Here is a 21,074-nt window from a genome sequence, read left to right as displayed (position 1 = left end):
CCAGGGAGAGGGTCGGGGTGAGGGTATCAGTCCCCAAAAATCAGTTACTCGTCAAAATACCAGTAACCCTGGTTTACCAGCCCGGTCAGCTCGGCGATAAACGCCGGGTTGTTGATTGCCTCACCCAACTGCGCTTTGCCAATCAGCAGCTCGCGGCACAGCGCGTCGGCGGCCTGCGGCGCGACGGTATCAAACCGCTCGCTGTTGACGAAGACACTGCCGCTGACGTTAAGCACCCGCAGCCCGCCGAGGCGGGTTAACACGCAGCCGTCCATCAGGGCATCGAAAATCTCCTGCGGCTCGTACGGCGGCTCTGCCGGGGCGATATCCAGCTCGTGGCGCGGCGTGGTGATAAAGCGGCCAAACCACTGCTTAAAGTCTTCCGGCTGATTAATCATCTCGATCATCATCGCGCGCAGGCGTTCAAGCTCGTACTCCTCCACCTTGCCGGGATGATCGCGCAGGATTAAATCAGGATCGGTGTAGTGCTCGCCACCCAGATCCTTATCCACCGCATAGTCGGCGAAGCTGCTGATCAGATCGCGCCCGTTCGGCCCGCGAAAACCAATGGAGTAGTTAAAGGCGGTTTCGTGGGTGATGCCATCGTGGGGGAATCCCGGCGGAATATAGAGGATATCCCCCGGCGCGAGATCTTCATCGATGATCGGCTCGAACGGCTCGACGTGCAGCAGCGCCGGATGCGGGCAAAACTCTTTCAACGGCAGTTTATCCCCTACCCGCCAGCGGCGGCTGCCCATCCCCTGGATAATAAATACGTCATACCAGTCGATATGCGGGCCGACGCCGCCGCCGGGGACGGAAAAGGAGATCATCAGATCGTCAAAGCGCCATTCAGGGATAGCGCGAAACGGCTTCACCAGTTCGGCTGAAGGGGCGTGCCAGTGGTTAACCGCCTGCGCCAGCAGCGACCAGCCGGTCTCGCCTAAGCCGTCAAAATGTTCGAACGGGCCGTTGCTGGCCTGCCATTCGCCGTTAAAACGGCTGACGAGGCGACTGTCGACTTCCACCTCCATCGCCAGCCCCGCCAGCTCGTCCGGCGTGATGGGATCGACGAAATTTTTAAACGCGTTTTTCAGCACCACCGGCTTTTTCTGCCAGTACTTTTCTAAGAATTCAGGCCAGTTAAGGTCGAGTTGGTAAGCCATGTGGAGACACCTGTGAAGAGAGTAGCGGGCGATTATGCGGGGTAGAAGCCTGGATTACTTTGTCGACGGTCAAGGGAGAAGCAGACGGGAAAACAGCCCCCGTCGCCGTTACAGCATCCCCCCTCGGCGACGCTGATGCGTAAAATATCTACCGCGTTGCTCTACCTGATAATGGCTTCAGGTTATTCTCAAGCACAAATTATACTTCCATACAAGTTCTTTGATTTATTTTTTGGCTGTGAATTATTTCCCAGGTATATTCTTAAGTGTTATAGCAAAAAATTGCTATTTTTAACGGCGTAAAAAAAATTATCAGCGATATAGTTATTAACATTTCACGCTAAATCATACACACAGCGAATGATACATTTGCCCGCCGTAAAGTCAAAATAGACAACAACACTAACAATCAACAAGTTAAGTAAGCAACATCCTGCACAGATAAAAGCATCGATAATAATAAATTTATATTATTTATATATAAACCAACAAAAAGGCGGAAATATGTTAATTTATGTTAAATATTAATATCTTGCACTCACGAGTTGCACGCTTCTTAATCAGTTCCTTTTGTGCTTCAAATCACATTTTTACCCGTAACTCTCATGGTAGCCTTCGCGCTAAACAATATCTTTATTGACGAAACCTGGCTGATGGATAAGCATGAGGTAATAGGCAGTAAACGCTTTATGAAAGCTATTGTGGTATTTACGAACTAACAACCATTTAGCGCGACGTAAAAAACGGTGTATGCAACATGGAAGTGAAATACATCTGCGCGTAATTCCCGCCCACGCTGGCATTATCCGAATTCACTTCTCTAAAAGCACACCTGATCCCCATCAGGGGCCTGTTTACGCCGTAAAAAAAGCGGTTAAGTCTTTATTTTTATTTAATAAAGATCTAATCAGGTGACACCTGTTAGCCAAAAATAGTGGGCCTATACGCCTGCAATTGCGCGCGCAGAAACGTGCACCCGCGTCGGATGACGCAACAAACATTTATGCCAGAAGAATTTTTTTGCTGGCTCAGGGATTAAAATGTGGAGGGAATCTACACGTGAATAAAATTTATCGCGTTGTCTGGAATAGTACGTTAATGCAATGGGTCGTCACCTCCGAGTTGGGGCGTGGCAAAATCAAGCGGGCGACCAACAAAGCGCTCGCCGGGCTGGCTATCCTGCTCGCCCCAATGGCGCAGGCCAGCGAATGCAATACGTCGACCTTAACCTGCGACCTCGACAGGCACTGGTCTTCCTCAGCCAATAACTACAAAGCAGGCGCCGTCGACATCAACGATGGCCAGACCTATCGCATAAACGGCCCCGAAACCTATGACTACGCCGAGGGCAGCTACAAGGTTTATAACTCTATAAACGACCTGATCGCCGCAGGCTATATCGATGCCGAGCCGCTTCCACCTGAGGATAAGCAGGTCAATTTAGGCTCGAAAAGCCAGAATATTACCATCACCGATCCTATCACTAACGCCTCGACGGTCGTCTCCGTTTACAGCTCTGACGCCATGAGCGAGCTGGAGAGCGGCTACTCGCGCGGTGGCTACGGCGTAGCGAAATCCGGGCCGGTGGATGTCTATTACCAGACCCGCTTTGTCACCGTGACCGATGGTACGGCGGATATTTATGCCGACGGGCTGGAGATCGCTGGCGGCCATCGCGATACGCAGCTGATCTATGCGGACAGCACCGTCTCCGGTCAAGCTGCCACGGCGATATGGAACAGCCAGAACACGGTCTATTTCGGCACCGAGCGGGATTACTCGACTGCGCCAACCGACACGGCAACGGCAAGAGTCTCTACCTACAAAGGCGATTTCTCCGCCTTTGACGGCACGACCACCTCGGTAAATAGCCTCAGCGATCTGCAGTCCTACAACAACTGGCTGATTAGCAAGATCCAGTCCGGTGAGCTGGACATCGCCAGCTATGACGCCGAGCTGCAAAAAGCGTATACCACCGTCTCAACCAACTACACCTTCAATATGCTGCCGCCTGACCCGGACCCGATCCTGACCCAGCCTGCGGGCGCATCGGCTCTGCTGATGGCCAACGGCGATCAGGCAAAGGTCATTCTGTCTGAGACGGGGAGCATTACCGGTGATATTCGCGGCCCCGGCGTCGGCTCCACCGACGCCACCGTGTTCAGGCTCACCAACGGCGGCACCGGCATTAACGATGGCGTGATCGAAACCACCTATTACACCGCCACCGTGCTCTCCGGCTCCAGCTTCTTTAACAACGGGAAAATCACTACCGGCACCCAGGACAACGGCGTACCGGGTCTCGGCGTTTATGTGGCGAACGCGGGCAGCCGGTTTATCAACACGAACGAGCTCAATATTTCCCCCTCTTTCTGGTCCGATAGCCAGAGAAGCAGCGGCATGGCGAAGGGCATCACCGTCTCCGATTACGCCAGCGCAACCAATGAAGGCACCATTAATATCGGCATTACCGAAGGGGATAAGGGCCGTGCGCTGGTCGGCGGCGCCTATGGCGTGGTGGTGGGCGAGAATGGCATCTTTACCAACAGCGGTGAGATGTACATAGGCCGGTCACCCGGCGGTGACGACGTTTACGCCGCGCCGAAATCGGCCGCCATTGTTGTTGACGCTGGCAACGCGGGCACTGTCAATAACGAAGGCTCTATCACACTCGGCACCATGACCGACGGCGCGGTGGGTATCCGGGTACAAAGCGAAGGCACCCATGATGTCACCAACAGCGGCACTATCAGGATCCTTAGCAACGGCAATGACGGCGAATTTGTCGCCAAACAGAATATCGGTATTTTCGCTGATAACGGCGCTAAGGGAATAAAAAACACCGGCCTGATTGACATCCAGGGCACCAACTCCATCGGCATTAAAACCCTGAGCGGCGGGCAGGTCAGCTCCTCTGGCGACATCAATATCACCGGCGGCGCCGATCCGGCGACCGGGCTGCGCAACTACGGGGCGTGGGCCGAAGGCGCGGGCTCACAAATAGATATCTCCGGCACCGTTAACCTGAAAGGCGACGGCGCGATTGGCGTTCACGCCCGCGATCAGGGCACCATTAACCTGTCGGGCAACGCCGCCGTGACCTTTGCCGACGGCGAAAGCCAGATTGGCTATTACGTTTACGGTACCGGTTCGAAAATCGTCAATACCAGCACCGGCGCGCAGGAGGTGACGACCAAAAAATCCACCCTGATGCGGCTGGACGGCGGCGCGGCCTTTATGGGGTCAGCGCTGGCCACCTCAACAATGACCGCGTCTGGCGAAAGTTCTACGGTCATCGTTGCGACCGGCGCGGGCACCACGGTCGATTCCGGCGGCATGACGGTCAACGTCAGCGGTAAGAACGCTACCGGTTTTGTGATTGAGGGAGGCGCAGAGGGCACCATTGATGCCGCCACCACCATTAATCTCACCGGCGAAGGGGCCATTGCGGCGATTGCCGATGGTCAGGGCCATGATTTAACCGGCGCGGCGCGCACCATGACCGACGCGGAAAAACAGGCCACTATCCTTTCCGCAGGCGCACACCTCCACTCGGCGCTGAACGGGGTCACCGGCTATATCGCCCGCAACCTCGCCAGCCTGACGAACTCCGGCGACATCTACTTTTACGGCCAGCGGACAACGGGCATCAAAGTTGAAGAAGGCGCATCGGGCCATAACAGCGGCCATATCACCCTCAACGGCGCGGGCAGCACCGGTCTTGTCGCAACCGCCAGCACGGCAGACACCCAGCTGACGTCAACGGGCAATATTACCCTCAACGGCGACTGGGATGGCGCTGATGAAAGCACTCGCTCCGTCGGCGTCAAAGCCAGCGGCGACAAAGTCAACGTCACCATTGGCGACGGCGTTAACGCGGCGACCATCAACCTGCACGGCGCAGGGACAGTAGGCGTATACGCAACCGCGGGCAGCCAGGTCACGCTTAAAGACAAGGTCAACGTCACCTTCGACAGCAATAAATCCGATCAGGTCGGCTTTTGGGTCGATGGCGAAGGGTCAACCATCAGCACCCAGGCAAGCAGCTCGCCAACGCTGGTACACGGCGACGGGGCGACGCTGTTTAACGTCACCAACGGGGCCGCCATGAGCGGCGACCTGAACCTTAACCTCTCCGGTAAAGCCAACAGCAGCAAGGTCACGGCGGGGATTCGGGTCAATGGCGAAGGTTCCACGGCGACGCTCGGCAGCAGCAGCCATTTGACTATTGGTACTAACGCCACCGGGGTCATCGCCGAAGACGGCGGCCAGGCGGTTATCGCCGCGGGCGCAGCATTCACCCTCAGCGGCGATAACGCGATGGTGGGCCATGCCATTGGCGAAGAGAGCCGGGTCGAAAACCGTGCGACGGTCACCTCCCTGGCCGGCAGCACGGGCTCCACCGCCTTTAAAGCGCAGGACGGCGGCACCATCACCAACCAGGGGAATATCAATCTCTCTGCGGGCAGCGGCCATACGGCTATCGACATCGACAACGGCCACGTGGTCAACACCGGCAACATTATCGCCAACGGCACCGCTATCCATATCAAAGGATCGGAGAGCACCATCAGTAACTCCGGCACCATTGAGGCGGTAGACGGCGTGGCGGCGATCCACGTTGACGCGGGCGCGGGGCTTAACCTGAGCGCCGCCTCCACCACCGGGAAAATCGTCGCCAGGGGAACGGCGGACGGCATTCTGCTCGACACCGGCGCATTAAGCCTGAACGTCGCCGACACCTTTATCGATCTCAGCGACGCGTCTTCCACCGGCATCGGCATCCACAACGTCGCGGGGATCGAGGGGATCACACTCGACAACACCCGGATCGACGTTGGCGGCAACGGCATCGGCATTAAAACCGGGGCGACGCTGGCGAAAAACAACTCCGGCACCATTAACGTTAATAACGGCACCGGCATCCTGGTACAGAACGAAAACGGCAGCGCGGCGGCCACCAGCCTGGATATCTCCGACTCCGCCGCGCTGACTATCAACGTCACCGGCAGCGGAACCGGCATCAAAGCCACCCTTGACAGCAATGACCGCACGCTGAAAAGCAACGCCAACGTCAATATCAACAGCGCCACAGGCGGCCCGGCCATTGACGTAAGCGGTGCAAAAACCGTGAACAACGCAGGCAAGCTGATCTCGCAGTCTACGGTCGCGGGCGGCAGCGTGATGGACGTGCACGAAGCGGCAACCATCAGCAACAGCGGCACCATCCAGGCGGCGTCCGCGGATCTTACCGCGATCGCCATGAGCAACAGCGGCGATAAAACCTTTACCAACAGCGGTAACATCGTCGGCAAGATGGATTTTGCCAGCGGCGATAACACCATTAACCTGAACGCGGGCACCGTTGACGGCGATATTCTCGCCAGCGGCGGGGCCAACCACCTGACGGCCACGGGCGGCTCCGTGCATACCGGCAACGTGGTGCTGGCGGGGGATAAAAACAATACCGTTACCGTCACCGACGCCGCCACCCTGGGCGACCTGACGATGGGGGACGGCGACAACAGCCTGACGGCTATCGCGGGCGCGGTATTGGGTGCCAGCACGCTGGGCGCGGGCGACAACACGATCGTCCTGACTAACGCCACCACCGGCACCGTTACCGCAGGCGACGGCAACAACAGCCTGACGGCGGGCGGCGCCACCACCAGCGGGGCGATGACCTTTGGCAACGGCGACAACCAGCTCGCCCTGTCAGACACCGCCACGGTCAACGGCGCTATCACCACCGGCACGGGCAAAAACAGCCTCACCCTGAGCGACAGTGCGCATATCGACAGCTTTAGCGGCGCGGCAGGCGGCGAGCATCACGTCACCGTTAAGGGCAACGCCACCTTTGATACCCTTGACGCCGGCACCGGCGGCAATGCCGACAGCCTGACCTTTGATAACGCGGATTACACCCTGGCCGCCAGCGCCGACGTGCAGCATTTCGACATGCTTAATCTGCGCAACGGCGCGAGCTTCACCACTAATCAGCAGATTCAGATGGGCGACGGCGCGACCACCTCCGGGCGCATTGATATCGATGAAAACTCGGCGCTCAACCTTACCGCCACCGGCAGCTATACGCTTAACCACGCCCTGAGCGGCGACGGTCTGATTGACGTGCAGTCGGGCACCGACTTTAACTTCGGCAGCAGCGCCGGTTCGCAATTTGCGGGCACGGTACAGATGAACAGCGAGACGTTCAGCCTCTCCGGGCTGAACACCGCCGCGCTGACCAACGCGACGCTAAAAGTGATGGCCGATAACGTCACCACCGTCGGCAGCGGCGTCCAGACGATCGGCGGGCTGGGCTTTGACGGCGGCACGGTGGATTTCGACGTCAGCATCCCCAACGCCGCCACCGCCGGCAGCCGTATTGCGGCCAACACACTGGATGCGAGCGGGACGGGCAACGTCATGATCAACAGCGACGGCTTTGATAACGCCACGCCGCCGGTGGTCGACGAGAGCAAGAGCCTGCTTGACCAGCAAAACGAAACGCTGGTGCAACTGGTATCGGCGAACAGCGTCACCGGCGAAGGGGGCAACCTCAAGCTGGTGGACGAAAACGGCAACGTCCTGAGCAACAGTACCGCCATCGATGTGCTGCAAAACGGCGTGCACGCGGCGGACGGCTGGTACGACTACCGGCTGACCACCAAAGACGACGACGGCACCGCCAACGGTCTGTATGTCGGCTACGGCCTGACCCGTCTCGACCTGCTGACTCACGGCAACGATAAGCTGGTTATCAACACCGCTGGCAGCCAGGAAAAAACCTTCTCGGCACAGATTACCGGCAGCGGCGATCTGGGCGTGCGGGCGGGCGACGGCGCAGATGCCCTCACCCTCAGCAACCTGGAGAACAGCTATACCGGCGAGACCGACCTGCAAAGCGGCACGCTGATCCTCGGCACCGATAACGCCCTCGGCCAGACCGCCAGCCTGAACATGGCGGCGGGCACCACCGTCGACATGAACGGCAAAACGCAGACGGTCGGCGCGCTGGCAGGCGGTATTGCCTCCACCCTGATGTTCAACGGCGGCGACCTGACCCTGAAAAACGGCGGCAGTTCGTCCGGCGCGTTAACCGGCAGCGGTAGCCTGACCGTGGCGGGCGGGACGCTGAATGTGAACAACGCCAACGCCGATTTGAGCGTCACCACCACCGTGAAGGCGGGGGCAGAGGCCATACTCAGCGATGTGCTGGCGCTGGGCACCGGCAGCGTGGTCGCCGATGGTGATGTCACCCTCAACAACGCGGACGGCACCTTCGCCAACGCCCTCTCCGGCAGCGGCACGCTGAACAGCCAGAACGGCAGCGACGTGCGCCTCGGCGGCGACAACACCGCCTTTAGCGGCGTGATGACCATCGACGATGACGCCTCCCTGACGGTCAGCGAAGCGAAGCATGTCGGCGCGACCAGCGAAATTCAAAACGCCAACCGCTTTATTGTTGATAACGCGGCGGCGATGACGCTGGATACGGTCGTCAGCAGCGTGGGCGATCTGATTAAGCGCAGCGTCGGCACGCTGACCCTGGCCGTCGATAACCTCTTCTCCGGCGAATTGCGGGTTGAGGAGGGCGTGGTCGCCATTTCACAGGATGCAAACCTCGGCGACGGCTCGCAGAGCAACCGCACCGTGCTTGACGGCGGCGACCTGCAAATCACCGCCGATATCACCACCGCCCGCAACGTCACGCTCAACCAGAGCGGCAGCGTGATCGTCGACGATGGCGTCACCGCCACCATGAACGGCTGGGATGCCCTGGGCAACGCGACCAGCGCTTTCACCAAAGAGGGCGCAGGCACGCTTATCTGGACGGGGGACAACAGCGCCAACCGCGCGGATGTCAACATCGCCAACGGCGTGCTGCAAATTGCGGATCTGACTAACCTGGCAAGCAGTACCGGGACGGTGAACCTCTCTGCCCCCGGCACGCTCTCCATCTACAAAACGGTGGCCGACGATCTGGACTTCACCCGCACGCTGGCCGGTAGCGGCACGCTACAGGTGGACCTCGGCGATAGCGATAGCGCGTTCACCTTTAACGCCAGCGCGGCGGGGGGGGATTTCAGCGGGACGGTGGCAATGAACAACGGCCGGTTTGTGCTGGATGAGGCGGCAGACGCCACCATGGCCGGGGCGACCCTCGCCCTCAACGGCGGCGACGGCAAGCTGGGGCATATGAAGCTGGAAGGCGAGCACGCCATGGGCGGGCTGACCTTTAACGGCGGCCAGCTTGAGGTGGACTACAGCAGCAGCACCCATCGTCCGACAGGGCACTTAACCGTCGACACGCTGGATGCGACCGGCGGCGGTACGCTTGCCGTCAATACGCCGGACAGCCTGCCTAACCCCCTGCCCGATCCTGGCGCGTCCCTGTTCGACCAGGATGATGGCGTATACGACCAGATCGTCGCGGCCCAGACCGTCAACGGCGCAGGCAGCCAGCTCGCCCTGACCCAGGCCGACGGCGCGCCGCTGGGGGAGGATACCGTAGTCGGCCTTGAGCAGAACGGCGTTGTCGCCGGTAATGCGCACTACAACTACTTCGGCGCGGTCACCGACGACGGGCTGTACCTGGGCTACGGCCTGACCCAGCTTGACGCCTTTGCCGACCAGTCGATTGTGCTGAGCAACGCCGGGGCCGTCGACAATAAGCTGGGGGCGAAGCTCACCGGCGACGGCGGCTTTACCTTCAACGCGGCGGACACCATCTATATCGGCAACGCGGCAAGCGACTACCGGGGGGCGAGCGACGTCAACAGCGGCAAGGTGGTGCTGATTACCGATAACGGCTTTGGTCAGACTTCGGCGCTGAATATGCAGTCCGGTACCCAGGTGGACCTGAACGGCAACGCGCAAACGGTCGGCGAACTCAATACCGCTGACGGCAGCGTGCTGGATATCAACGGCGGCGAGCTGACGGTGACCAACGGCGGTCTGGCGGCGGGTATCGTCACCGGCGCGGGCCACTTAACGCTGGCGGGCGGGACGCTGAATGTGACGCAAAACAACAGCGGCTACACCGGCACCACCCGCATTGACGAGGGGGCAACGGCGACGCTGAGTAAACCGCAGGGGCTGGGTAAAGGGGCTATCAGCCTCGACGGCACGCTGAATCTCGACACGGCGCGCGGCACTCTGTTCAACGCCCTTAGCGGCAACGGCGACGTGACGCTGACCCACAATGCAGATATCTACCTGGGCGGCAACAACCAGCACTTTAGCGGCCAGTTCGACATCACCTCCGGCAGCACGCTGACCGCGACGGCGGCGAGCCATCTCGGTGACGCGACGGTCAGCAACAGCGGCACGCTGGCGCTGGATACCGACAGCCGATGGACGCTGAGCAATACCGTCGAGGGCAGCGGTACGCTGATTAAGCGCGGCACCGGTACGGTGCTGCTGGATGCCGACAACGTTCAGGCCGGGTTGACCTCCATTGAGAACGGCGCTCTGCAACTGGGCGAAACCGCGGCGACCACCGCCAATCTGAGAAGCGATGTCACTATTGGTGAATATGGGGTACTCGGCGGCTACGGCACGGTAACAGGCAATGTCACCAACGCGGGCAACCTGGTGATGGGCGATGCCCTGACCGGCTCCGGCCACGGCACCTTTACCATCGATGGCGACTATATCGGCAATGACGGCACGGTGATTTTCAATACCGATCTGGAGGGCGACAACGCCTCCACCGACCGGCTGAACATTACCGGTGATTCCACCGGCACCAGCAAAGTGACCGTGGTGAGCGCGCGGGGTGAAGGGGCTCAAACCGTCGACGGCATCAAACTTATTGACGTGCAGGGCCAGTCCACCGGCACCTTTACGCTCAATGGCCGCGCGGTGGCGGGAGCGTATGAGTACTTCCTCTATCAGGGCGGCGTCTCGACGCCGGATGATGGCGACTGGTATCTGCGCTCGACCCTGGAAGACAACGGCGGCGATGACAACAACGGTGGCGGCAACGGCGGCGGCGATGACAATGGCGGCGGCTCAGATACCCCGACCTTACGTCCGGAAGCGGGCGGCTACGTGGCCAACATGGCGGCGGCAAACCAGCTCTTCCGCCTGCGCCTTGAAGACCGTGAAGGACGCGCCGAAAACTCCAGCCTGTGGCTGCGCCAGACAGGCAGCCGCCTGAAACATCGTGACGGCAGCGGGCAGCTTCACACCGCCACCAACAGCTATGTGATTCAGGGCGGCGGCGAGCTTTTCAGCCTTGATACCGCCGACAACGGCCGCGCAGGCTTCGGGGTGATGGCCGGTTACGGCAACGCCCAGAGCAAGACCTACTCACGCAGAACGGGCTACAAATCCGACAGCAGCGTAGACGGCTACACCGTCGGCGTGTACGGCACCTGGTACCAGAATGCCGCGACCCTCGACGGCGCGTATGTCGACAGCTGGGCGCAGTACAGCTGGCTGGACGCCAGCGTCAGCGGCGACGGGCTGTCCGGCGAGTCGTACAATATGGACGGCTTTAGCGCCTCGCTGGAGGCGGGCTATCGCCTGCCGCTCTACGAGAGCGACTACGGTCGGGTTTACCTGACGCCGCAGGGGCAGGTGTCGTGGAGCGGTATTACCGCCGACACGGTGCGCGAGTCCAACGGCACGAAGGTGACCTCCAGCGGCGAGAACAACGTCCAGACCCGTCTGGGGGTGAAAATCTCCCGCGACAGCGTCAGCTCGCTGGATAAGGGCAAAGGCAAACTGTTTACCGTCTATGCGGAGACCAACTGGCTCTACAACAGCGAGCAGCCGGGCGCCACGATGGACGGTAAAACGGTCAGCCAGGCGGGCAGCCGCAACGTGGCGGAGCTGAAAGTGGGGGCCGAAGGTAAGCTGAACAAGCACCTCAACGTCTGGACCAACGTCGCCCAGCAGGTGGGTGACAAGGGGTATAACGATACGGCGGTCATGCTGGGGCTTAAATATAAATTCTGAGGCGATTTAGTTATAATTTTTGGGGAAGGGTCGCGCCTTCCCCTTTTTTTTATATCATTCACCACTCAAATATTGAACCAAAACCCATCCAATAACCATATAAAAATTATGTGATACAACGCAATATTCAAAGTTGAGAATTTGTTATGTTGTTAACATGTTTTTCATTTCCTGAGTCTAAATACTCAGAAATCTTTATTTCCTTCTGACTTAATATAAAGGGTTAGCGCTATGACTTTGCCTAAAAAACACGAAGATGTTATTTTTAATATTGAAGAAATTAGAGCATGCCATAACCAGATATTAAGGATCCGCCCACCAGAATTAACACTAAACGACCAGTTTACGAATGAGCAGGACATAACCGGAATGGGGTTAACATTACATGAAACGGCCTCACCGATCGCTTTTCATTTCTATGATTATATTAATATTGAAACCTTCTGCTGGCGCAGGGGCGAAGAGACGCTGGATCTGGACGTTTACGCTTCGCTGCTGGAAGAGAAAGCTCATATCGACCTGACGGCCTGCTTTATCAATTCTCAAACGCAACAATGTATTACCACGCTTGCGCTGCAATCCACCACCATGACCGATAAGTTTTCTTCGGTAAACGCTATCGCCGTGCGGGAACATTTCGCCGATACGGATATGGACGCCTTATCCGTTATTGTCGACTGCCAGATGACCGATTTGCTGGGCCGCACCACCCATTTACAGATGATGGCCGACCTGACAATTAAGCAACCGCCCGCTAATGATGATATTGACGAACTGGCACCTGTTTACACCCATATTTACCCTAAAAAAGAGGATGCCACCGTTATTTTCGGTAGCGACCCGGGGTATGTACTGCCGGTGACCTATCCGCATGATATGGATAATATCGTTATTTTTTTGCGGCGCGTCCCGCAGCAATCAGGAGACAGCGATTATGTCTGTAATTACGACAGCGCTCATGGCATGACTCAATATTACCCTATCGTTGCTATACCCGCGAAGGGCATTATTCGCCTGGGGCGCAGCGTTAAAATAAATAGCGTTGTTAACAGAAAAGCGCTGCTGGAAAAAATCAGCAGCGGCGGCGTCGCGCCGATTACTGCAACAGGGTTCCTGCCAGAAGAGATCGACAACGGCAGTTTACAGTATGCCCTGAATACAGACTGGGGGATTCGCTTAGAACAGAAGGGAGACCTGACACCGCAAACCTATAACTTCACCCTGAGTTTTGAGGTGAATTATCAGCTCCCGGCGGGTAAAGAACAAACCCTGAACTTTGAAGTTTCCAGTAAGTTGCATGAAAGAGTGCGCACGGGCGAGGTCATCAAGGAACCTATACTGCCGTTAAAAATCATGTGGGGATGCGTTTCCGCCGACACGTTAATCACGATGGCCGATGGTAAGAAAAAAATAGTTCGTCTTATTCGCTGTGGCGAAAAGGTGTTAAGCGGACTGAACAGAGAAGTGACCACCGTGACGAATGTCTGGTTGGGGCCGGAAGAGAATCTGTACTCCATTTATACACAAAGTGGCAGAAAGTTAAAAGCCAGCGCTACTCATCCTCTCTATGTAGACACCACGGCAGAATTAATTCTGAAACGCGCTAGCGATATCCGGGTGGGTGACCTTGTGATGTTGTTTAAGGAGGGCAGAGTTGAACACGACGTCGTGCTTTCGGTAAAGACAATCCCCTACAATGACCTCGTTTATAACCTGTCGCTGGAGAACAATAACAGCTTTTACGCCAACGATTTTCTGGTCGGGGATATAGATGAACAAACTCGCGAGCGGAGATTTCAAAGATGAAACGCGCAACCTCCTATGAAGAATATTTAGCGGCGATAGAGAGTATCAAAAAACAGGACAAAACGACCTGGTTTAGCGCGGGCGAAAAGGCGCTCACAGCTGATGAGCAGAAGCTCGACAGTTACATGAAGAAAAAACGCGACGCATTACTCGGTGAAAAAAAGTATATCTATGATGCTTACTCCCCCGCGCTGATGTTTCACAAAGCAAAAACAGACATTATGAATAATGATCTGTTTGATATTTTCAAACGGATGCCACAAGGGGGCAATCTGCATATCCATACTGGCGCGGCATGGAACACAGAAAAGTTTACCGAAATGCTCGCCAGCAACCCCAATGTGTATGTCTATTGGGACCCGGACAATGCATTTCAGCGCACTATCCCCGATGGCAAATTGTTCCTCTTTTCGACGCGACCTGACAATCCGCATTGCTATAATTATCAGCAAATTGCCAGGCTTAATTCAAAGATCTTTATTGAGTCGAAAAAAAGACTCACCTTTATTGACCCGCGTGTCGATGATATTGAGTACATCTGGGGCGGTTTTAACGACTATTTTACTTCCATCTCGTCGATCCTTAAAGTCAGGTCGATCTATAAAGACTACTATGTTGCCGCGTTTAAATATCAGTATCAAAACGGCAATGACTACATTGAAATCAGAGCGGGTATTTCCGCGCTGAAAGAGAATAACGATGATGAACAGCCACGTAATGATGAACTGACCGGTACGCCAGCAAAACCGATGATCTATAGCGCAACGCCACCGGAGTGCCTTACCCTGCTAAAAGAGGCGTACCTCACGGCAAAAAGAGAGGGCTGCCCTGATTTAAAGGTCAAAGCGATTGTTGCGCCCAGTCGGCGCACCAGCCAAAATTTTGATGAAGACATTACCAACGCGATTGCCATCCTGAAACAGACTCCCGCCTGGCAACAGGCCCTGAAAGACGATGACGGCAGTGAATTTATCGTTGGCTTTGATTTGGTCAGTGAAGAAGATATCAACCACAAGACCGATGATTATGCGAAGGAGATCATTAAGGCCAACAGTAAGGTGGATTTCTTTTTTCATGATGGCGAGAGTAACTGGGTAGATAACGATAATATTCACTCTGCCTGGGCTTTAGGCACCCGGCGGATTGGCCACGGTATCAATCTGTATAATTTCCCTACGCTTCTAAAGAAGATCCGTGAAGAGGATATCTGCCTTGAGATCTGCCCCATCAGCAACCAGATGCTGCGCTACACCAAAGACCTGCGCATCCACCCTGTCGCCCAGTTTATGCAGCAGGGCGTGCAGTGCGCCATCTGTTCTGACGATCCACAAATCTTTGAAACTGCGGGCATCTACTATGACCTGTGGGAGGTCTATCACGGCGCGATGATCGATCTGCGCGATATTAAAAAACTGATTAAAAATTCCTATATTTACAGCGCCATGAGCCCGCGTGAGAAAGCGGTAAAACTGGCCGCGTGGGAAGTGAAGTGGCAGAAGTATATTCGGGATATGCAACCGCTGATTAAGTAGGTGCGACGTGCTCTGAGGCCCTCTCCCTTAAGGGAGAGGGTGAAACCCTACGCGGTATTTTACTCCTCCCCAGGCAGCTCATGCTTCCAGGGCGGGTTGGCTCCGGGGCGGGAGACGGTAACCGCCGCCGCGCGCATACCCAGCGTCACCGCTTCGCCCACCTGTTCCGGCGTCAGCGTCGCCAGCGCCTGCTTTGTCAGCAGCCCCTGCTGATGCAGGCTGGCCAGAATCCCGGCGTTGACCGTGTCACCCGCGCCAACGGTGTCGGCCACCGTTACGGCAACACCGGGCAGATGCACTTTGCCGCGCGCGGTCCAGGCATCAGCCCCCTGAGCGCCCCGCGTCACCACCAGCAGCTTTGGCCCCAGGCGTAGCCAGCGGGCGGCTATCTCATCATCGCTGCCTGCCTCATTAAACCAGGCGAGATCTTCATCGGAGAGCTTCACAATATCCGCCAGCGCCAGCATGCGCCGCATCCGTGCCAGATGGCGCGCCCTGTCGGTAATAAATACCTCGCGTATATTGGGGTCGAGAAACATCACCCGCCGGGGCGCTTCTCTTGCCATCAGCGCCTCGTAGACGCTGCCGCACGGCTCGGCGATCAAACTGATACAGCCGAACAGCAGCGCCTGAACCTCATCGCCGGGCGCGGGCAGATCGTCGGTTGACAGCATCCGCCCGGCGCTGTTTTCGTCATAGAAGGTGTAGCGCGCCTGCCCCGCCACCAGCCGGACAAAGGCCAGCGTCGTAGGAAGAGAGACTCGGGTCGAGAACGAAAAATCCACGCCAGACGCCGTCAACGACGTCCGCAGCATCTCCCCCATAAAATCGCTGGAGAGGCCAGAAAATAAGCCAACCGGCACGCCAAGACGCCCCAGCGCAATGGCGGTATTGAATGCCGCACCGCCGACACAGGGGACAAAGGCCTGCTCATTCTCCCCGATCCGGCGCGCAAGCATATCGATTAACGCTTCGCCGCAGCAGAGGATCATTGCGCATTCCCTCCGCGTTGGCGGCTCACTGCGACCTGAGGCGGCGTCTCCAGCCCATCGGCAATTTGCGTCCAGCGCCCGGCAAAGGGTCCATAAGCGGTCTTGATCTCAACGCCAACCGGCAGCTCCGGGCATTCGTTTTCGCCATTGCTACCCCAGTTTACCCAGCCAGACTGCCGCCGTTGCACAATCTGGAACGCGCCAGATGGCTGGGAAGTCCACCATACCATCGCCCGGCCGCTGGCGGAGTCGTACTCCACCGTTTTGCTGGCGGGACCGGGGAAGATGGTTTCATGAGGAACAGCGCACACCTCCACCGGGCTTGCGCAAAGAAGCCACGGACGATCGTTGAGATCGGCTCTGACGTGGGCGTGGGCACGCACCCGGCCCAGCCGCTCGCGCAGCTCCTCTTCGTCGAGCACCTTTTCCCAGGCGCTGAACATGCGCCAGTAGAGATCCCAATGGGCAGAGGCCATATCTGCAAGCTGTTCACGAAACTCCGCGAATTTAGCGCTCTGACTGGCGGAGTTCGCCACCGTATCGGCTACCATCGCCACCAGTTCTTCTGCATAGGGATCGCCCGCGCGATAACGGGTATCGCCATAAGCGGCAAAGCGATCGAACAGCAGCTTGCCGGGGCCGCTTTCAAACTCATCGCCGACGGTTATTTTGTTGGTTACCGAGCGGCCATTGATTACCGTCTGGAAGTCGTCCACCTGGTAGCGGCGCTGGAACCAGGGCGTTCTCCAGCTAAACTTCCAGTCGATCGAGAAATGTTTGCCGCGCAGCTCCGGCAGCAGGCCATCCGGGATAACGCCGTGCATCCGGTAGTGGTGAAATACCGGCCCCTGCTCAAGGGTGTCGATCTCAACAATGGTATGTTCCGGCGGGTTGATCAGCCCGTTTTCCGGGGTGAAAAAGGGGCCGTAAAAACCGCCTATCGCGTTATTGCCGGAGGGAAGCAGTTCAACCTGATCCTCCAGATGACGAAAATGGCGGATGCCCCATTTCGCCGCGCCAACCCCCTGCGCCGTGCCGCGGCACAGCTCCAGGTCAAACGCGCCGGTATCGAGCCGGGTAAAGCAGTCCGCCTCTTTGCCCGCAAGCTGGCGGATCCCCTGTGCCTCACGCGCTTCAGCGTCGCTGCACGGCCGCTCAAGCGTGAAGCGCAGCTCGCCCTCCATGCTCACCGTCGCGATAAACCGGCTCTCCCCGTCGGCGGCGTCATGGCGCAGCTGCTGGCAGAGAATGCGTTGGCCCTCTGGCGTCACCGCCCACCACAGGTCTCCCGTCAGCGTTTCAGGTACGGAAAAGATCACCGGTTCATAATCCCGGCGTCCGGGTTGCGGGTCCGTCACCGTAATGAGATAGGACATAGGTTTTCTCCATTAAAAAAGCGTACGCGGCCCGCCGCCGTAGCGGCGGACCCAGGTAAAACAGTCAGGGTTTATGGCGATGGGGGAAGCGATTTCCTGCGCCAGAAGGTGAAGAGTTCCGGGTGCTGTTTAAGGCCATCGATGGCCACCGCAAGGATGATGACGATCCCTTTCACCAGAAGCTGGGTGAAGAAAGGCACGTTGAGCAAAATAAGGCCGGTACTGAGCACGCCAAGGATGATCGAGCCTATCAGGGTGCCGATGATCCGCCCGCGTCCCCCTGCAAGGCTGGTTCCCCCCAGCACCACGGCGGCAATGGCGTCCAGCTCGTAGCCTGTCCCCGCCGTCGGTTGAGCGGAAATGACCCGCGCGGCAAAGATGATCCCGGCAAGCCCGGCGCAGACCCCGGCTATCATATACACCGAGGCGATGATCCGGTTGACCCGCACACCGGCAAGCCGCGCGGCCTGCGCGTTGCCGCCCACAGCGTAGATGTGACGACCATAGCGGGTACGCTCAAGGATAAACCACGCCAGCAGGTAGACGACGGCCATAATGATCACCGGGACCGGCACGCCCGCCAGATAGCCGTTGCCCAGTTCGCGGAAGCTAAGATCGCTTGAGACGATGGGCTGCCCTTCTGTGATGGTATAGGCCATGCCGCGCAGAAAGGTCATGGTGCCAAGGGTCACGATAAACGGTGCCAGCGCCAGATAAGCAGAGAGCATGCCGTTGAGTAAACCGCACACCGCGCCGACGCCAACCCCGGCCAGGATAGCCAGCGGCGCGGGCAGCCCGGTCATCGCCGCCACTACCGAAACGACGCCGGAGACAGCGACAATCGACCCGACCGACAGATCTATCCCGCCGGTTAAGATCACAAAGGTCATCCCGGCTGCCAGAATGGCGTTCACCGAAATTGAGCGGGCGATATTGAGCAGGTTATCCACCCGGTTAAAGTTCGGGGCGAATATCGACATCAGTACCAGTAGCACCAACAGAACGATGAGAATGCCCACCCGGTCCCACCACCTGGCAAAGTCAAACGGCGCTTTGGCGGGCGTTTCTGCGTGTGTTTGCGGATTATTCATGGTGTTCTCCTGATTGGCTGGCAAAGGTTCCTGTGGCATGCAGCATCACCTCTTCTTCTGTAGCCGAGGCGGATGACATTTCATGGACGATACGGCCTGCCCGCATCACCAGTAGACGATCGCTGATCCCAATGGCTTCCGGCAGATCGGACGAAATCACCAGAATCGCCTTGCCGCTGCGGGCCAGTTGGTCGATCAGTTCATAGATTTCGCGCTTCGCGCCGATATCGACGCCACGCGTGGGTTCATCAAGGATCAAAATGCGCGAATCGCGCAGCAGCCAGCGGGCCAGCGCCGCTTTCTGCTGGTTACCGCCGGACAGCGCTTTCACCGGCAGTTCAACCGCATTTTGTCGCAGCCGTAGCCGCTGCATCTGCTCCAGCACCGCACTGCGAACACGTTTACGTTTAACGACCCCGCCGGCGATAAAGCGATCCAGCGAGCTGATATCGATGTTGTGTTCTACCGCGTGTTCAAGGAATAGCCCCTGGGTTTTGCGATCTTCGGTCACCATCCCGATACCATCAGCGATAGCCGCCGCCGGATCGGCAGGACGGCTCTCTTTGCCGCCGATAACCACGCGCCCCTCCGTCCGCCTGTCCGCGCCAAACAGCAGGCGCGCCACCTCAGTACGCCCGGATCCAACCAGACCGGACATGCTCACCACCTCGCCTGCCCGTAGCTGAAAGCTAACCGGGCCGGTGAGTTTGCCAGTCAGCGAGCTGACCTCCAGTACCACCTCGCCCGGTGTGCGCGGCTCGTGCTGATAGAGGTCGACAATCTGGCGACCTACCATCATGCGCACCACATCGGTGGTAGAGACATTGTTCATCGCCTCGGTACCTACCCAGCCGCCGTCACGAAATACCGTGACCCGATCCGCCAGCCGCCACACCTCTTCCATACGGTGCGAGATATAAACCATGCCGACCCCCGCTGCGCGCATCTGTTCGATGATGCGATACAGCTCCAGCGTCTCCGCGCGGGAGAGTGCCGCCGTTGGCTCATCAAGCACCAGCACCCGCGCCTCCTCGCTCACCGCGCGAGCGATTTCCACCATTTGCTGACGGCCAATGCTCAGCGATCCCAGCGGCATGCGCGGATCGATATCCGCATGGATACGATCGAGTTTTTGCTGCGCTTCACGATACATGCGACGCCTGTCCAGCACGCCGCCGAAGGTGACCGGCTCCTGACCGAGGAACAGGTTTTCCGCAACGGTCATCTCCGGCACGGTATTGAGTTCCTGGTGAATGATGGCAATGCCGTATTTACGGGCATCGCGGGGCGAGCGGATATCAATCTCCTGCCCGTCCATGAAAATCCGACCGCTGTCGCGCTGCTCGTTGCCGGAGAGGATCTTCATGAGCGTCGATTTCCCCGCCCCGTTCTCCCCCATCAGGGCATGCACTTCCCCGGCGCGCAGCTCGAAACGCACCGCATTCAGGGCCAGCGTCGCCCCGTAGCGTTTGGAGATGTTTTCCAGCCTGAGCAGCGGTTGTACGCTATTTTCTGTCATGGTCGTTACTCCATGGGATGGAACACGCGCCCATCCCGACAGTGACTCTGCAATCTTTGGCTTTACCAGCCCGCGTATTCGCCGACGTTATCGCGGGTAACCAGCACGCTGGGAATCAGGATGGTGCGGGAAGGAATGGCTTTCTCAGCCGCCATATCCTGACCCAGTTTGATGGCCTGACGCACCATTTCACCGGGGTTCTGCGTGGCGGTACCGATAAACGGCGAGCCTGCGCGTTTGAGTTCGGCTACCGCTTCCGGGCTGCCGTCAACGCCAGTCACTTTAATGGCTCCCGCTTTCCCCGCCTGCTCGACCGCCAGCACGGCCCCCAGCGCGGACGGATCGTTCATCCCGAAGATGCCGGTCACGTCCGGGTGAGCGGTTAACATGTCGGTGGTCACCATCAGGCCGCTGGCGCGGTCATTACGGGAGGCCTGCTGGCCGACGATGTGGATGTCAGGGTATTTGGCGGCGACATTTTTGCAGCCTTTAATACGGTCGATAATGGTCTGGATTGGCGTGCCGTCTACCAGCAATACGTTGCCTTTGCCGCCCATCTGCTTGAACAGGTATTCGCAGGAGGTCTCCCCCGCCTGCACGGCGTTGGTCATGATCGCCGCATCA

At 58.0% G+C, this 21,074-nt stretch carries 9 protein-coding genes; 3 read left to right on the top strand and 6 right to left on the bottom strand.

The annotated features are described in order from the left end of the window. Positions 1 to 44 precede the first annotated feature (44 nt). Positions 45 to 1,166 (bottom strand): ribosomal protein uL16 3-hydroxylase, encoded by a 1,122-nt coding sequence (locus ENTHG_RS15920; protein WP_044181742.1) that lies wholly within the window; start codon positions 1,164 to 1,166, stop codon positions 45 to 47. A gap of 1,059 nt (positions 1,167 to 2,225) precedes the next feature. Between ENTHG_RS15920 and ENTHG_RS15915 the strand changes: the two genes are divergently transcribed. From ENTHG_RS15915 to ENTHG_RS15905, 3 genes are all read left to right on the top strand, one after another. Then, positions 2,226 to 12,134, top strand: a complete 9,909-nt coding sequence (locus tag ENTHG_RS15915; protein WP_071825889.1) for an autotransporter outer membrane beta-barrel domain-containing protein — start codon at positions 2,226 to 2,228, stop codon at positions 12,132 to 12,134. A gap of 231 nt (positions 12,135 to 12,365) precedes the next feature. Further along, positions 12,366 to 13,940 (top strand): Hint domain-containing protein, encoded by a 1,575-nt coding sequence (locus ENTHG_RS15910; RefSeq protein WP_081653639.1) that lies wholly within the window; start codon positions 12,366 to 12,368, stop codon positions 13,938 to 13,940. Continuing rightward, entirely contained in the window at positions 13,937 to 15,472 is a 1,536-nt protein-coding gene (locus tag ENTHG_RS15905; RefSeq protein ID WP_044181733.1) for a hypothetical protein, read from the top strand. The genes ENTHG_RS15910 and ENTHG_RS15905 overlap by 4 nt, the downstream gene beginning before the upstream one ends. A gap of 59 nt (positions 15,473 to 15,531) precedes the next feature. Here ENTHG_RS15905 and ENTHG_RS15900 read toward each other — a convergent pair whose 3' ends face one another. The 5 genes from ENTHG_RS15900 to ENTHG_RS15880 form a co-directional block, all read right to left on the bottom strand. Then, a complete protein-coding gene (locus ENTHG_RS15900; protein WP_044181730.1) occupies positions 15,532 to 16,464 on the bottom strand; it encodes a carbohydrate kinase family protein in 933 nt (310 codons plus the stop codon). After that, a complete protein-coding gene (locus ENTHG_RS15895; RefSeq protein WP_044181727.1) occupies positions 16,461 to 17,840 on the bottom strand; it encodes a hypothetical protein in 1,380 nt (459 codons plus the stop codon). The genes ENTHG_RS15900 and ENTHG_RS15895 overlap by 4 nt, the downstream gene beginning before the upstream one ends. Before the next feature lie 71 nt (positions 17,841 to 17,911). Next, on the bottom strand, positions 17,912 to 18,931 hold the full coding sequence (locus tag ENTHG_RS15890) for an ABC transporter permease subunit (RefSeq protein WP_044181724.1): 1,020 nt from the start codon (positions 18,929 to 18,931) through the stop codon (positions 17,912 to 17,914). Then, positions 18,924 to 20,450: a sugar ABC transporter ATP-binding protein gene (locus tag ENTHG_RS15885; protein WP_044181719.1), complete on the bottom strand. Its 1,527-nt coding sequence runs from the start codon at positions 20,448 to 20,450 to the stop codon at positions 18,924 to 18,926. Before ENTHG_RS15885 ends, ENTHG_RS15890 begins: the two co-directional genes overlap by 8 nt. Before the next feature lie 62 nt (positions 20,451 to 20,512). Continuing rightward, positions 20,513 to 21,074: substrate-binding domain-containing protein (locus ENTHG_RS15880; RefSeq protein WP_044181717.1), on the bottom strand; the 562-nt coding region annotated here is incomplete at its 5' end.

This window comes from Phytobacter massiliensis JC163 (assembly GCF_000321045.1).
Classification (GTDB): Bacteria; Pseudomonadota; Gammaproteobacteria; order Enterobacterales; family Enterobacteriaceae; genus Phytobacter_A; species Phytobacter_A massiliensis.
This window is presented reverse-complemented; position numbering and strand designations above follow the sequence as displayed.

What these genes read in the sequence shown, in the direction of transcription:
- ENTHG_RS15920 (WP_044181742.1), bottom strand. Translation starts at nt 1,166, where the DNA reads ATGGCTTACCAACTCGACCTTAACTGGCCTGAATTCTTAGAAAAGTAC.
- ENTHG_RS15910 (WP_081653639.1), top strand. Translation starts at nt 12,366, where the DNA reads ATGACTTTGCCTAAAAAACACGAAGATGTTATTTTTAATATTGAAGAA.
- ENTHG_RS15905 (WP_044181733.1), top strand. Translation starts at nt 13,937, where the DNA reads ATGAAACGCGCAACCTCCTATGAAGAATATTTAGCGGCGATAGAGAGT.
- ENTHG_RS15900 (WP_044181730.1), bottom strand. Translation starts at nt 16,464, where the DNA reads ATGATCCTCTGCTGCGGCGAAGCGTTAATCGATATGCTTGCGCGCCGG.
- ENTHG_RS15895 (WP_044181727.1), bottom strand. Translation starts at nt 17,840, where the DNA reads ATGTCCTATCTCATTACGGTGACGGACCCGCAACCCGGACGCCGGGAT.
- ENTHG_RS15890 (WP_044181724.1), bottom strand. Translation starts at nt 18,931, where the DNA reads ATGAATAATCCGCAAACACACGCAGAAACGCCCGCCAAAGCGCCGTTT.
- ENTHG_RS15885 (WP_044181719.1), bottom strand. Translation starts at nt 20,450, where the DNA reads ATGACAGAAAATAGCGTACAACCGCTGCTCAGGCTGGAAAACATCTCC.